This is a genomic window from Pseudomonas sp. FBF18 (assembly GCF_024261405.1).
Lineage (GTDB): Bacteria > Pseudomonadota > Gammaproteobacteria > Pseudomonadales > Pseudomonadaceae > Aquipseudomonas > Aquipseudomonas palmensis.
Window position 1 is genome coordinate 55,646 of sequence record NZ_QKRS01000018.1, and the last position, 12,640, is coordinate 68,285.

A 12,640-nucleotide genomic window follows, 5' to 3' on the forward strand; every position below is an offset into this window, starting at 1 on the left:
AGAAGGGCAGGCCGGCATGCTGACCTGCCAGGGCCCGGCTGTCCATGCCTGCCCTTGAACGGGGGAAGGTTACAGCGCGATCTGGTAGAGGATCGTGCCGGGGTTGACGGCCACACGGTTGTACAGCTGCTGGGCGCGATGGTTGGTCTGGTGGGTGTGCCAGTACAGGCGTGTGCACTGCTGCTGGTCGGCGGCGGCCTTGACCCAGGCGATCAGGTGCTCGCCGGTACCCTGGCCGCGCATCTGCGGGGCGACGTAGAGGTCTTCGAGGTAGCAGTAGTGGGTGGTCGACCAGGTGGAGCGGTGGATGACCCAGGTGACCATGCCGACCAGCTCGCCGTCGTACTCGGCCACTGCGGCGAACACGGGCTCGTCGGGGTCCAGAAAGCGCTTGAAGGTGGTGGCGTTGACGGCTTCGCCCAGGTCGACCTGGTAGAAGTCCTGATAGGCCAGCCAGAGCGGCAGCCAGGCCTCGAAGTCGGTGGGCTGGATGGGGCGGATGGCGAGTGATGCGGTACTGCTGGTCATCGCTGATGGTCCTCGTTGATGGCAAGGCTGCATGCCTCGCGACCTGCCCAAGCATAGGGGCAGGGCGCGGGCATCAACCGACCACTTGGAGGGCGGCGGGCAGTCCGCGTGCCTCAGGCCGCCAACAGGCCGGCCAGCGCGACCAGCCGCCGTTCGACCGTGTCGCGGGAGCAGTGGCTCTGCAGGTAGCCGGCCTCGACGACAAAGTCGAAGTCCTGCTGCAGGGCATGGGCCAGGGCGTCGCGCCCGAGCAGTTCATCGACATCGATCTGCAGCAGGAAGCCATGCGGCGTGGAGGTGACATAGAGATGGGTGTGCACCTGCGGGCTGTGCCTGTGCAGCAGGTAGAAGTAGGGTTCGTCGGCACTGCCGGAAACCGGCACGTAGCCTTCGACCGACAGCGGTGCCAGTTGCGCCAGCCGCTGCGGGGTTTGCAGCCGTTGATGCAGGGCGAAGCTGAACAGCTCGGCATGGCTGCCACTCATGCGTTCCCTGGCCAGCAGGTACACCTGGTCGCGTTCGAAGCGCAGTTGGCGCAACGCGCAGTACCCGAGGGCCGAGGGGGTCTGGATCAGCACCTGGCGCCACGGCTCCCGCACCCGGGCCTGGTCGATGATGCGTTGCAACTGGGCCGGCAGCGGGCGGGTTTCGTCCAGTCGGTTCCAGAGGCAGAACAGCGTCACGCGCATGCCGTCTTCATTGGCCAGCAGGCGTTTCCAGGTGCCAGGGCCCGTGAGACCGTCGCCAAGGAACGAATGGTTGTAGCCGCGTTTGAGCAGGTAATCACCCTCGCTCAACAGCGCGCGCTCCCAGAGGAAGTCGTCGATTGCGCGTAGGCCGTGGTCGTCGAACATCTGCTCGGCCAGCGCAAGGCTGCTGGCAAAGTGTTCCTGCCAGGTGGCGTGCGCGTGGCTTTGCAGCGCCCAGGCGGCGCTGCTGTGGTCGAGCAGAAAATCGATCTGGCCCTGGAAGTAGCCGTGCTGCTCGGCGTGTTCGAGCAGCGGCCGCCATTGGCTGTCGGCGACGATCAGTTTCGCCTTGGTGATTTCCTCGCGCACCTGGGTACCGCGAAAGCCGCTGACGGGCCTGTCGACGCTGGCAAAGTGCGCGAGGATGTCCAGCGCCTGCTCCAGCATTTCGCCGAGCCCGCTGACGCTGCGCTTTACATCGTCCGGCCCGTCGTAGCTGGCATTGACCGACAGGTTGACCACCAGTCGCATCCACTCGCCAAATGCCTGCGGTTGGCTGCTGCCATGGCGGCGCAGGAACATCGCATAGCCGCAGAACTGCACCAGGCGGGTGTAGTTCAGTGGCTGGTCGCTGATGGCGTGGTTGAAGAAGGCGACCTCGTCGAAGTAGTGCGCCGTGGGCAACTGGGTGGTGAAACTGTTGGGCCCCTCGCTCCAGGCCTCGAGCAGCAGCATCAGGGTTTCGGAAAACGCATCATCGAGCCAGCCGTTGTCCTCGTACACCTGGTAGCTCAGGCGCTGCTGGCGGTTGCGCAGCTTGAGCAGGTCGGCTTCGTAGCCCGGCGCCTCGGGCGCGCGGGTGGCCGCGGCGACCATCTGCAACAGGTTCATCACCGCCTGGTCGAACAGGCGCATGGTCGCGGGGGCCGTGGCGTCATTGCGGGCGTTGCTGAAGTTCCAGAAAAAATCCGCCCAACGCGTGTCCATGCGCCAGGCGAAGAAGGTCGCGGTGCTGACCGGCTTGCCGTGCATCTGCCGGGTGTGACCGTCGAACTGGGTGTGCAGGTGCCGTTCATAGCGCGCCTTGAACGTCTCGAAGGCGGTCAGCGGCATGCCGCGGGCGTTCATCTTGATGTACAGGTCGTCGGCCAGGCCGAAGTCGTCCAGGTCGAGGATCTGGAAGCTGATCACCGGCCGCTGCACATCGATCAGGCGGGCAAAACGGGCGGTGGCGGCGTTGTGAAAGCGCTCGTGCATGGCCTGCAGCATGGTCAGGCATGACTGGATGGTGGGGTCCAGGCGCCAGTGGCGAAAGTACCAGGGCTGGTCGGTGAGGTGCTCGATCAGCGAGTCGTCGGCACCCAGCGCGGGCGAGGGCGCATGCTGGCTGAGGGCGTCGAAGAACTCGCTGCTGCTGGGCCTGACGCTGTAGGCGAATCGGGCGCTGCCGTTGGCGTTGCAGAACAGCTGGGTGAAGGCTGCCAGCTCACCGTCGCGTTGCGCCAGGTACCAGTGCAGCAGAAACAGCGTGGTCAGGCGCTGCTGGCCGTCGAGCGGGACGAACTGGCGCTGGGGGTTCAGCGTGCCGTAGACGAAGTCCAGGTTCAGCGGCAGGCTCGGGTCGTCTGGCGGCAGTGCCAGGGCGCGGGCCAGGGCACCGAGGAACTCGCTGCGCACCTCTTCGGTATCGGCCCTGCCCTGGGCGTAGTCGCGCTGGATCAGCGGGATGCGGGTGCCGCCGTAGCGCTCGAACAGCTGGCCGAAGATGATCTGGCTGTTGGCGCTCATGCGTGCTGCTCCTGCGGGTCGGCGAAGAAGGCTATCAGGGTGTGCAAGAGCGCAAGCGCGTAGCCCTTGCGGTCCTGTTCGCCCCAGAACAGCAGGTGCTTGACGTCGGGGCTGTAGCATTTGAGGAACAGGTTGCGCGTGCACAGCGGCACGAACACGCCGCCCTGGTCCAGGGCCAGCAGGCGCTCGCGCTTGACCGCGAAGATCGCGTTCTTGTAGCTGCGGTTGGTCTTCTGGTCGAGCAGCGTGAGGTTGCCGATGCTGTCGTCGACCTCCTGGTTTTCGCCGAACGCCTCCAGCACTGCCTGGTGGAGCGCGTTGAAAGCCTCATCGTCTGCACCCTTGGGGTCGCCAATGAATGCCTCCAGGGCCTCGCGCAGAGGCCGGGTTTCGGTCTTGTCCGGCAGGTGCGGCAGGCAGCGCTGCAGCCATTGCTGTTTTTCCTCGGCGCCGTTGAAGCGGTGGGCGGTGACCGAGCGCACATGTTCGATGTCCCAGCGCTCCTTCTTGAAGCTGTCGAACTGGAAGCGCACGTTCGATTGCGGGTTCTGCAGCAGGCTGGCGAGGTTGAACAGCAGCAGGGTCGCGCGAATGGCCGATCTGTCCCGCTGTGAGTAGTCCAGGCCGGCGAGGAAGGGCGAGAGCGCATCGGTAATGGCGTCGCGGGTAGCCGGCTGGGGCAGGGGCGAGCCGGTCAGTTGCATGAACACGCGCTGGCGCAGGCGCTGTTCGAACTGGCTCTTGGGCAGGCCTTGCGAGAGGGCGAACAGCTCGGCCACGGCGACACCCTGCTGCACCAGAAAACCGATGATGTGGTAGAGCCGGCGGTCCTCGAACCATTCCTCCAGCAGCATGCAGGTGTTCTTGACCTGCTGCCATAGCGGTTGCGTCGAGGCGTCGGGGGCAGCCAGCCGGCGACTGTAGTGATGGAACACGGAGTAGCGCTGTCGGGCTGGCGCGCTTGCGCCTTCCAGCCGGGCTACCAGCTGGAACAGGAAGCCGATGCGGTTCTGCCCGGTGCTTGGCTGCTCGTTCAGGAAGTACCAGAGTGCGTCGTTCTGCAGGGCCTTTTCGAGTTGATCCCATTCGTGGGCGATGCGCAGTTGCTGGGGCGTTTCGCCCGAGGCGTCGTCGGCGTTGCGCTTGAGAAACAGCGCACGGATCAGCTCGTCGTCGGTCAGGGGGATCTTGCCGATGTTCAGGCGCGTGAAGGCGTCCACCGGGTTCTCGCTGGCGGCCAGCTCGTACCAGATGACCTTGGAGCGGTTGAGCAGGGTGGACTTGAAGTCGTCGACTTCGTTGTCGTGCTGATCGAACCAGTGCTCGATGCTGTGCATGGCCTGGTACAGGTGGAAGAAATCGACATTGCCGCGGGCCTGCTCGGCCGAGGGCTCGAGCAGAAAATCCGGCAGGTGCGGGCGGGTTTCGTAGCTGAGTTCGAACACCGGTGCGCGGTGTTTTTCGGTGAGCCGCTGGTTGAAGAAACGCAGAATCAGCAGCAGCGTGGTGAGGCGCTGCTGGCCGTCGACCACTTCATACTGGCCGTTGTCGCGGGCCTTGAGCACCAGCGGCTGCAGGCAGTAGAAGTCGTCGTTCTGCGGGTTCTTGCGGTAGGCGAACTCGAGGATGTCTTCCAGCAGTTGTTGCACCTGCTCGGGTTTCCAGCGGTAGCCGCGCTGGTAGGCGGGGATCCAGAAGCGATTGACCGGGCTTTGCCTGTCCTCCCTGATCAGCTGGTGGACGGGCTTGGGCCGAAAATCGGGTGAGGTCATTGCAATGGTCCTTATTGCCGAGGGTGCGCAACAGCCGAGCGATGGCAGAGTGCCTTGGTAGGGCGAGGTTGGCAACGGAGTGGGCAGAAAAACCGCGTGGGCAGGTTTTGCTGGCGCTGCGCACCAGATCGCGGGGCAAGCCCGCTCCCACGGCCTGGCGGCCAGAAGCGGAGTCTGCCCGAAGGGCGTAGGAGCCGGCGTTGCCGGCGAACGAGCGCGAAGCGGTCGCAACGCCTGAGTGCGCGGTGCATCAGGCAAACCGCATGTGCAGGTTTTACTGGCGCTGCGCACCAGATCGCGGGGCAAGGCCCGCTCCCACGGCCTGGCGGCCAGAGGCAGAATCCGCCCGAGGCCTACATGCACGGTGTATCAGGCGAACCGCGTGGGCAGGTTTTGCTGGCGCTGCGCACCAGATCGCGGGGCAAGCCCGCTCCCACGGCCTGGCGGCCCGAAACAGATCATTGAGCCATGCATAATCCGCTTCTGCCCGCAGGGCGTGGGAGCGGGCTTGACCCGCGAATCGAGCGCGAAGCGGTCGCAAGGCCTACATGCACAATGCAGGCTTTTACTGCGAGGCCACCGCGCCAATCGCCAGGGAAGTGCCCCTCACTCACCCCCCCATCATCAGGTCCAGATTCTGCACCGCCGCCCCCGCCGCGCCCTTGCCCAGGTTGTCGAACACCGCCGCCAACAGCACCTGCTCGCCATTCTCGAACACCATCAGGCGCAGGTCGTCGGTGCCGTTCATCACCTGCGGGTCCAGGTACGTCAGCGCCTTGGCCTGCTGCAACGAAAGCACCTCGACGTGCTGCAATTGCGCATAGTGCTCGGCCAGGCACGCATGCAAGCGCTCCCCGGTAACACCCGGCGCCAACAGCCGCAGTTGAACCGGGATGGTCAGCACGATGCCCTGGCGGAACGCACCATAGGCCGGCATGAACATCGGCCGCTGGCCCAGCCCGCTGTACTGCTGGATCTCCGGCACGTGCTTGTGCGCAAGCCCCAGCCCATACGCCTGGTATGCCGGCGCCCCGGCCGCATCCGGCCCCTCGTACAGCTCGACACCGGCACGCCCGGTGCCCGAGTAGCCCGACACGGCATGCAGGCTGGCAGGGTAGTCCTGCGGCAACAGGCCGGCATCGATCAACGGCTTGAGCAGGCCGATGGCCCCGGTCGGGTAGCACCCGGGGTTGCTCACCCGCTTGGCTGATGCAATGCGCTCGGCCTGCTGCGGGCTCATCTGGGCGAAACCATAGACCCACTCCGGATGGGTACGGTGCGCGGAACTGGCGTCGATCACCCGCACCGCCGGGTTGCGGATGGTGGCCACCGCCTCGCGCGCGGCATCGTCGGGCAGGCACAGCATGGCGATGTCGCAGGCGTTGATCGCCTCGGCGCGATGCTGCGGGCTCTTTCTGAGTTCGGCGGGCAGGGTCAGCAACTGCAGGTCGGTTCGGCCCTGCAGGCGCTGGTGGATCTGCAACCCGGTGGTGCCCTGGTCGCCATCGATGAATACAACGGGTGTGGCCATGAGTGTGCTCGCACGTGAAAAAGGTCAGGGCGTATCTTCGATGCGCGGTTAAGATAGGAAAAGTTGAATTTGGCAAATGTCAGGTTCAGTTTTACTGAAGAGGCAACACCCATGCGTGAAATCAGCCTGGACCGTTTGCGTACCCTGGTGGCGATTGCCGACCTGGGGTCGTTCGCCGAAGCCGCGCGGGTGCTCAACCTGGCGCCGCCCACGGTCAGCCTGCATGTCGCCGAGCTTGAAGCACGGGTGGGCGGCACCCTGCTTTCGCGCACCCGCGGCAACGTGCAGCCCACGGCCATCGGCGAAACCCTGGTGGAGCGCGCCCGCCGCCTGCTGGCCGACGCGCAGCAGGCACTGGACGACGTGCAGCGCCAGGTACTGGGCCTGGCCGGGCGCGTGCGATTGGGGGCGTCCACCGGGGCGATTGCGCAACTGATGCCCCAGGCGCTGGAAACCCTGGGCCATGCACACCCCGGCATCGATGTGCAGGTGGCGGTGCTGACCTCGCGCGAAACGCTCAACAAGCTCGCCGAGGGCTCGCTGGACATCGGCCTGGTGGCCCTGCCGCAAAGCCCGGTGAAGGGGCTGAGCATCGAGCCCTGGCGGCGCGACCCGGTCATGGCGTACCTGCCGGCACGCTGGGACTGCCCGGCGCAGGTCACGCCCGAGTGGCTGGCGACCCAGCCGCTGATTCTCAACGACAGCAGCACCGGGCTGTCACGCCTGACCTCGGAGTGGTTCAACGCGGCCGGCCAGCAGCCGGCGCCGCGCATCCAGCTCAACTACAACGATGCGATCAAGAGCCTGGTGGCTGCCGGCTACGGCGCCACCCTGCTGCCCAACGAGGGCTCCACGCCGCTGGCCGATGCGCGCATCGTGATGCGCCCGTTGCAGCCGCTGCTGTGGCGCCAGCTGGGCATCGCGCACCGCAGCGGCGAGGTGGAGCGTGCCACCGGCCATGTGCTGCAGGTGCTGTGGGGCTTGAGCGCGGGGTAGGGCGGGGCCGCGCAGACCTGTAGAATCGCCGCCAGGACCGCAAAGGTCACCCTGTTTCCGGAGCCAGACGCCGCATGCCTGTCATCACCCTGCTGCAAACACCCCCCGACGAACCGATCAAGGGCCAGATCCTGCAGATGGTGGTCGACTACCTGACCGACATCAGCAGCGTGGCCCTGCCGCCGAGCAACCCGCTGTACAGCCTCTACCAGTACGGCATCGGCTATGAGGTGCACCTGTACCTGGAGGCCCTGAGTGGCGCGCGCGGCATCCCGGTGGAGTTGCTGGTGGCCACCGACGAGCAGGACCCCTCGCGGCTGCTGGGGTTCGTGCTGTACCTGCCGGTGCAGGACGACCCCCAGGCCTGTGCGGTGGCGTACATGGCGGTACTGGCCGGGCATCGGCGCCAGGGCATCGCCCGGGCCCTGCTGGGGCAGGTGCGCGAGCGCTACCCGCACGTGGAGCTGGCCTGCGCCGTGGGCAAGGTGGCGTATTTCGAGGCGATGGGCTTTCAGGTGCTGGGGGCACGCGGGCCGCAGGTATTGATGAACACCCGCGATCACGCCACCGAGGGGCTGCTGGCGGTGCTCGACGTGGCGCCGATCTACCGCACCCTTGAGGTCCAGCAGATTCACGCCTACCTGCTCAAGCAGCACGGCAAGCGGGCCATGGTGGACGCCGAAAAGCAGCGCGATCGTCATCTGGATCAACTCACCCGCCAGGCCAGGGCATTCGTGCAGCAGCGCCTTGGCGACACGGGCGCGCAGGCCGCTGCCAGCCTGCGGCTGGTGTGAGGGTAGGGGCGTCAACCGGTGGATTTGTGCGCAGGGCAAGGAACGCCGGCCGGCACTGCGCATCCAAGCTCGATAGCGGCGCACAGGCAGGTATTGATAATGCGTCGCATCCCGTGGTGCTACGAAAGCAACACAAAATCCCGCATCATGGGCGCAGTTTGTTCAAGGGAGAGTTACATGCACGACTTATCATCCAGGCTGCGTCTGGGCGCGTTGGCGCTGGGTATGCTTGTCACCACGCTGGCGGTGGCGAGCGACGAGACGCAACTGGTCGAGTCGATCAATGGCTATCGCAGCCAGTCGCAACGTTGTGCCGAGCAGGTGTCGCTGGAGCTGCCGCCGCTGGCCAGCGACCCGCGCCTGGTGCTCCCGGCCAACGGTGTCGGTGACTTGCAGCAGGCGCTGGTGAAGGCCTCGTACCCGATGGTCAGCGTGCAGGCCATCAGCCTGTCGGGGCCGCGCGATGCAGCGGCAGCGATGAAGGCGATCCAGGAGAGCTTCTGCAAGGTGGTGCTCGACCCGCAGTTCGTCGATGTGGGCGTGAGCCGCGAAGGGCGTGACTGGCGCATCGTGCTGGCGCGCCCACTGCTCAGTGCCAAGCTGGCGGAGTCGCAGGTGGAGGGGCAGAAGCTGCTCGATGCGATCAACAGTGCGCGGGCCCAGCCGCGCCAGTGCGGCGCCCAGGCCTATGCGGCCAGCGCGCCGCTGGCCTGGAATACCACCCTGGCAGAGGCCTCACAGGGCCATACGCGGGCCATGGCAAACGGCAATTTCTTCGACCACCGCGACCGTGACGGGCGCATGCCGGGCGACCGCGCCGAGTTGCAGGGCTACAGCTATCAGCTGATCGGGGAAAACATTGCCGCCGGGCAGGACAACGTGCGCAAGGTGGTCGATGGCTGGCTGGCCAGTGCCGGGCATTGCGCCAACCTGATGAACCCGCAGTTCAAGGAGCTGGGCGCGGCCTATGCGGTGGACCCCAAGAGCGATGCGGGGATCTACTGGACGGCGATGTTCGGGACGAAGTGACAGCATCGCGGGTCAAGCCCGCTCCCACAAGGCACACCGCCATCCTTGTGGGAGCGGGCTTGGCCCGCGAGAGGCCGGCGCCGACCTATACCAGTACCTTGGTCATGGGCACACACGCCAGGTCGATGCCCCGGGGTGAGTGATAGAGCGCTGTCGCTTCGCCCACATAACCACACTGTCGATAGAAGGCTGCTGCGTTCAGCGTGGCGTCCAGGTTCACCTGCGCCAGCCCCAGGTTGCGCGCCAGCGCTTCAAGAAACGCCAGCATCTGTTCTGCCGGGTAGGCCCCGATGCAGTGATGACGGACTGCCTCCCGACGTATGTCGTAGGCCACCTGGGCATCGGCGCTGGTAGCGGGTCTGATGGTGAGCATTTCACAGTCCATTGGTTCAGGAGGAGGTTGCGGTGGCACTGGCAGTATCGCTGCGGTGGCAGTTCAGGCACCAGACCACGCCACCGACCAGCAGCGCAATAGCAACCAGCTCCAGCGCACCGGGCAGCCGCTGTTCCCACAAAAAGCCGAACAGCAGCGCCGCCAGGGTTTCCACCACCAGCACCTGGCCGCTGAGCGCCAGCGGCAGCAGCCGGCTGGCCTGGTTCCAGAAGGCGCCGCCGACCACCGACGATAGCAGCGCCACGCCCGCGGCCACCAGCACGAAGTGAACCCAGGTTGCCGCGCCATGGGCCGCCACTTCAGGGCCCAGCACCGGAATCGCCAGCACCAGCACCTGTGCGCCGGTCATCAGGCCCGTGAGCAAGGCCCAGTCGTGGGAGGACACGCCGCCGACCAGGGCCAGCCGACGGGCATTGGCCACCGCGTACCAGCTCCAGCTCACCAGCGCGCCCACGGCGCACAGCAGGCCGGCTATCACCTGGCCGCTGCTGGTGCGGGGGTCGGCGCCGCTGTGCAACGCATCGAGGCTGATCAGGCCCACGCCGGCCATCGCCAGCGTCAGCGAGGGGATCAGCCGCCGCACAGGCACCGCGTTGGCGTCATGGCGCCCCGCCAGGGTCACCAGCACCGGGATCAGACCGACGATCAACGAGGTGGTGGCGATGCCGACCAGTTGCACGCCGCTGCCCACCAGCGAGTAGTACACCAGGTTGCCCACCAGGCTCAGCCAGAACAGCGAGACCCAGTCGGCACGGGTGAGCTGCGCGCATACCCGGTGCAGGCGCGGCATCAGCAGCACCAGCGAAAACAGCCCGTAACACAGGAACCGCAGTACCGCGAACTGCACCCCGCTCAACCCTGGGGTGAGTTCGGGGCCCAGGAAGATCACGCCCCAGCACACCCCGGCCGCCACGCCGTAGCCAAGCCCCTTTACCAACGAACGATCAGCGAACATCGCACCACCCCTGCCGTGAAAGGTGCCCAGCATGCGGGTTTTGCCAGTGGTGGTATTGGCGCCGACTGCGGGTTTTTTTACCCAGGCTGTTGCTGGCGCCTGCGGTAGGCGGCGGGGGTGATGCCGCCCACCCGCTGCATGGCGCGGGTAAGGGCGGCCTGGTCGCTGAAGCCGCTGCGCAGGGCGATCTCGGCAATCGGCAGGTGGCTGTCGCCCAGCCAGCGCTGCGCCTGCTCGATCCTTACGCGGGTCAGCCAGCCCTGCGGGGTGCAGTCATGCAGCTCGCGAAAGCGCTGATGCAGCTGGCTGAGGCTCATGCCCGCGACATGGGCCATGCGCTCGTTACTCCAGGCGGCGGCTGGTCGGGCGTGTACCTGGGCAATCAGGCGGTTGAGGCCGGGGTTCGGCTGCACCGGCAGGGCGGCCAGCGACGCCAGCAGCAAGGGCGCCAGGTGCGTTGCAGTGGCCGCCAGCTGGTCACGGCCGATGAGCTCGGCATATTCGATCAGGCGCCGGGTAGCGGGCGGGATGGTGACATAGGTGCGTTGGGCCAGCGCCGTGAACGGCTGGCCGTGCAGTGCATCGGGGGCACAGTCGAGCACCAGGAAGCGACTGCCGGGCTGCGCCAGCTGCGCGTGCTGCGAACCGGGTCGCACCAGCGCCGCCAGGGCATTGTCGATGCTGCCGCCACGGCCATCCACGTCGATTTCCATGCGCCCGCAGATGGGCAGCACCAGTTGCGTGAAGTCATGCTGGTGATGAGCGCTTTCAGCCTGATAGCTGCGAATATCGAGGTTCAAGACCAATGGTGCACTCCTGGCGTCAGACGTCGGCATGGCCGCCGTGCGCACAGGCTATCCTCGACCCTCTGAACATTCAATCGCACGTGCGCGCCCCAGCCGACAGCCGGCTGTTCGAGATGATCGCACAGTGCCACAATGCGGCTTACCAGCGCTTCACCATAGCGGGCATAGCCAATGGATCATCCCTTTTCGCACCCTGATGCCACTGTGGCGCAACTGGCCCGTACCGACCGTTTGCAGTTGCTGTTCCGTCAGTCGCTGACCGCGGTATACGGCAGCTTTCTTGGCGCAGTGATGCTGTGCTGGCTGTGCTGGGACTACATCGAACACAACGTCGCGTTGAGCTGGATCGGCGTGCTGAGCGTGGCGACCCTGTCGCGCATCGTGCTGTTCACCGCTTACTACCGCAGCCCCGAGACCAGCCATACCCCATCGCGCTGGGAACGCAGATACTGGGTCACCCTGGTGTTCAGTGCCGGCGTGTGGGGCCTGGGGGCCCTGGCGGTGATGCCGCACGACAGCCTGCTGGCCCAGGCGATCGTGCTGTTGTTCGCCGTGGGCATGTCGGGCAGCGCGGTGTCCTGCTATTACGCCTACCGCTCGATGACCCTGGCCGCCATCGGCCTGGTGCTGCTGCCCTGCACGCTGTGGCTGCTGTTTCAGCCCTCGCAGCTGCAGACCGGCATGGCCCTGGCGGTGCTGGTGTTTTCCTCGTTCATGCTGCGCGCAACCGGCAAGCTCTGCGCGGCGCTGGAGAAGGCGTTATGCCTGACCCACGAGATGGAACGCGCGCACCACATCGCCAGCAGCGCGGCGCAAACCGATGAGCTGACCGGCCTGAAGAACCGCCGGGCGTTCTTCGAACATGCCCAGCAGTTGTACTCCCACAGCCAGCGCGAGCAGCGCCCGCTGTGCGCACTGATGCTGGACATCGATCACTTCAAGCGCATCAACGACACCTACGGTCATCAGGTCGGCGACGAGGTGCTGCGCCAGATCGGCGGGGTGATCAAGGCCTCGTTCCGCGACACCGACGTGTACGGTCGGCTGGGCGGTGAGGAGTTCGCGGTGCTGCTCGCCGACACCTCGATGGACACGGCGCTGGGCATCGCCGAACAGTTGGCGCAAGCCATCGCCCAATTGCAGTTCGTGCACCACAGCGATGGTCGCCAGGGCATGACGGCCAGCTTCGGCGTGGCGGTGGCCAGTGCGGCGCACAGCGACCTGCACACCCTGCTCAACAGCGCCGACCAGGCGATGTACCGTGCCAAGGCCCAGGGGCGCAATCAGGTGGTGGCGGCCGACTGACCGCCTGTGCACTGCAACTGAACGTTCGGCCACGCCCGGCACTCACTAGAGCT

Annotated in this window: 11 protein-coding genes; 4 read left to right on the top strand and 7 right to left on the bottom strand. The window is 66.2% G+C overall.

Translation table 11 applies throughout. The features are described from left to right. Positions 1-69: 69 nt before the first annotated feature. From DN387_RS22245 to argC, 4 genes are all read right to left on the bottom strand, one after another. A complete protein-coding gene (locus DN387_RS22245) occupies positions 70-528 on the bottom strand; it encodes a GNAT family N-acetyltransferase (protein ID WP_054915360.1) in 459 nt (152 codons plus the stop codon). 113 nt (positions 529-641) lie between these two features. Further along, on the bottom strand, positions 642-3,005 hold the full coding sequence (locus DN387_RS22250) for a DUF262 domain-containing protein (protein WP_054915359.1): 2,364 nt from the start codon (positions 3,003-3,005) through the stop codon (positions 642-644). After that, positions 3,002-4,777, bottom strand: coding sequence for a DUF262 domain-containing protein (locus DN387_RS22255; protein WP_054915358.1), 1,776 nt, complete (start codon positions 4,775-4,777; stop codon positions 3,002-3,004). Before DN387_RS22255 ends, DN387_RS22250 begins: the two co-directional genes overlap by 4 nt. A 610-nt stretch (positions 4,778-5,387) precedes the next feature. After that, positions 5,388-6,308 (bottom strand): N-acetyl-gamma-glutamyl-phosphate reductase, encoded by a 921-nt coding sequence (gene argC / locus DN387_RS22260; protein WP_254506362.1) that lies wholly within the window; start codon positions 6,306-6,308, stop codon positions 5,388-5,390. A gap of 111 nt (positions 6,309-6,419) precedes the next feature. On the opposite strand from argC, the gene DN387_RS22265 reads away from it, so the two are divergent. From DN387_RS22265 to DN387_RS22275, 3 genes are all read left to right on the top strand, one after another. Beyond that, the gene (locus tag DN387_RS22265; protein WP_043860492.1) at positions 6,420-7,304 is read left to right on the top strand and encodes a LysR family transcriptional regulator; all 885 of its coding nucleotides are present in this window, start codon (positions 6,420-6,422) and stop codon (positions 7,302-7,304) included. 74 nt (positions 7,305-7,378) lie between these two features. Further along, positions 7,379-8,098, top strand: a complete 720-nt coding sequence (locus tag DN387_RS22270) for a GNAT family N-acetyltransferase (protein ID WP_043860493.1) — start codon at positions 7,379-7,381, stop codon at positions 8,096-8,098. Between the two features lie 177 nt (positions 8,099-8,275). Continuing rightward, the gene (locus tag DN387_RS22275) at positions 8,276-9,127 is read left to right on the top strand and encodes a CAP domain-containing protein (protein ID WP_043860494.1); all 852 of its coding nucleotides are present in this window, start codon (positions 8,276-8,278) and stop codon (positions 9,125-9,127) included. Positions 9,128-9,212: 85 nt separating this feature from the next. On the opposite strand, the gene DN387_RS22280 is transcribed toward DN387_RS22275, so the two are convergent. The 3 genes from DN387_RS22280 to DN387_RS22290 all read right to left on the bottom strand — a co-directional run bounded on the left by DN387_RS22280 (position 9,213) and on the right by DN387_RS22290 (position 11,282). After that, positions 9,213-9,500, bottom strand: coding sequence for a GNAT family N-acetyltransferase (locus tag DN387_RS22280; RefSeq protein WP_054915356.1), 288 nt, complete (start codon positions 9,498-9,500; stop codon positions 9,213-9,215). Between the two features lie 16 nt (positions 9,501-9,516). Further along, on the bottom strand, positions 9,517-10,476 hold the full coding sequence (locus DN387_RS22285) for a DMT family transporter (protein ID WP_054915463.1): 960 nt from the start codon (positions 10,474-10,476) through the stop codon (positions 9,517-9,519). A 77-nt stretch (positions 10,477-10,553) separates the two neighbouring features. After that, complete coding sequence (locus DN387_RS22290; protein ID WP_054915355.1) at positions 10,554-11,282, bottom strand: AraC family transcriptional regulator; 729 nt, start codon at positions 11,280-11,282, stop codon at positions 10,554-10,556. A gap of 171 nt (positions 11,283-11,453) precedes the next feature. Between DN387_RS22290 and DN387_RS22295 the strand changes: the two genes are divergently transcribed. Further along, a complete protein-coding gene (locus tag DN387_RS22295) occupies positions 11,454-12,587 on the top strand; it encodes a GGDEF domain-containing protein (protein ID WP_054915354.1) in 1,134 nt (377 codons plus the stop codon). Positions 12,588-12,640 lie beyond the last annotated feature (53 nt).

Excerpts from the sequence above, each read along its gene's own strand:
- DN387_RS22255 (WP_054915358.1), bottom strand. The coding sequence starts at position 4,777 with ATGACCTCACCCGATTTTCGGCCCAAGCCCGTCCACCAGCTGATCAGG.
- DN387_RS22245 (WP_054915360.1), bottom strand. The coding sequence starts at position 528 with ATGACCAGCAGTACCGCATCACTCGCCATCCGCCCCATCCAGCCCACC.
- DN387_RS22250 (WP_054915359.1), bottom strand. The coding sequence starts at position 3,005 with ATGAGCGCCAACAGCCAGATCATCTTCGGCCAGCTGTTCGAGCGCTAC.
- DN387_RS22285 (WP_054915463.1), bottom strand. The coding sequence starts at position 10,476 with ATGTTCGCTGATCGTTCGTTGGTAAAGGGGCTTGGCTACGGCGTGGCG.
- DN387_RS22275 (WP_043860494.1), top strand. The coding sequence starts at position 8,276 with ATGCACGACTTATCATCCAGGCTGCGTCTGGGCGCGTTGGCGCTGGGT.
- argC (WP_254506362.1), bottom strand. The coding sequence starts at position 6,308 with ATGGCCACACCCGTTGTATTCATCGATGGCGACCAGGGCACCACCGGG.
- DN387_RS22280 (WP_054915356.1), bottom strand. The coding sequence starts at position 9,500 with ATGCTCACCATCAGACCCGCTACCAGCGCCGATGCCCAGGTGGCCTAC.
- DN387_RS22265 (WP_043860492.1), top strand. The coding sequence starts at position 6,420 with ATGCGTGAAATCAGCCTGGACCGTTTGCGTACCCTGGTGGCGATTGCC.
- DN387_RS22295 (WP_054915354.1), top strand. The coding sequence starts at position 11,454 with ATGGATCATCCCTTTTCGCACCCTGATGCCACTGTGGCGCAACTGGCC.
- DN387_RS22270 (WP_043860493.1), top strand. The coding sequence starts at position 7,379 with ATGCCTGTCATCACCCTGCTGCAAACACCCCCCGACGAACCGATCAAG.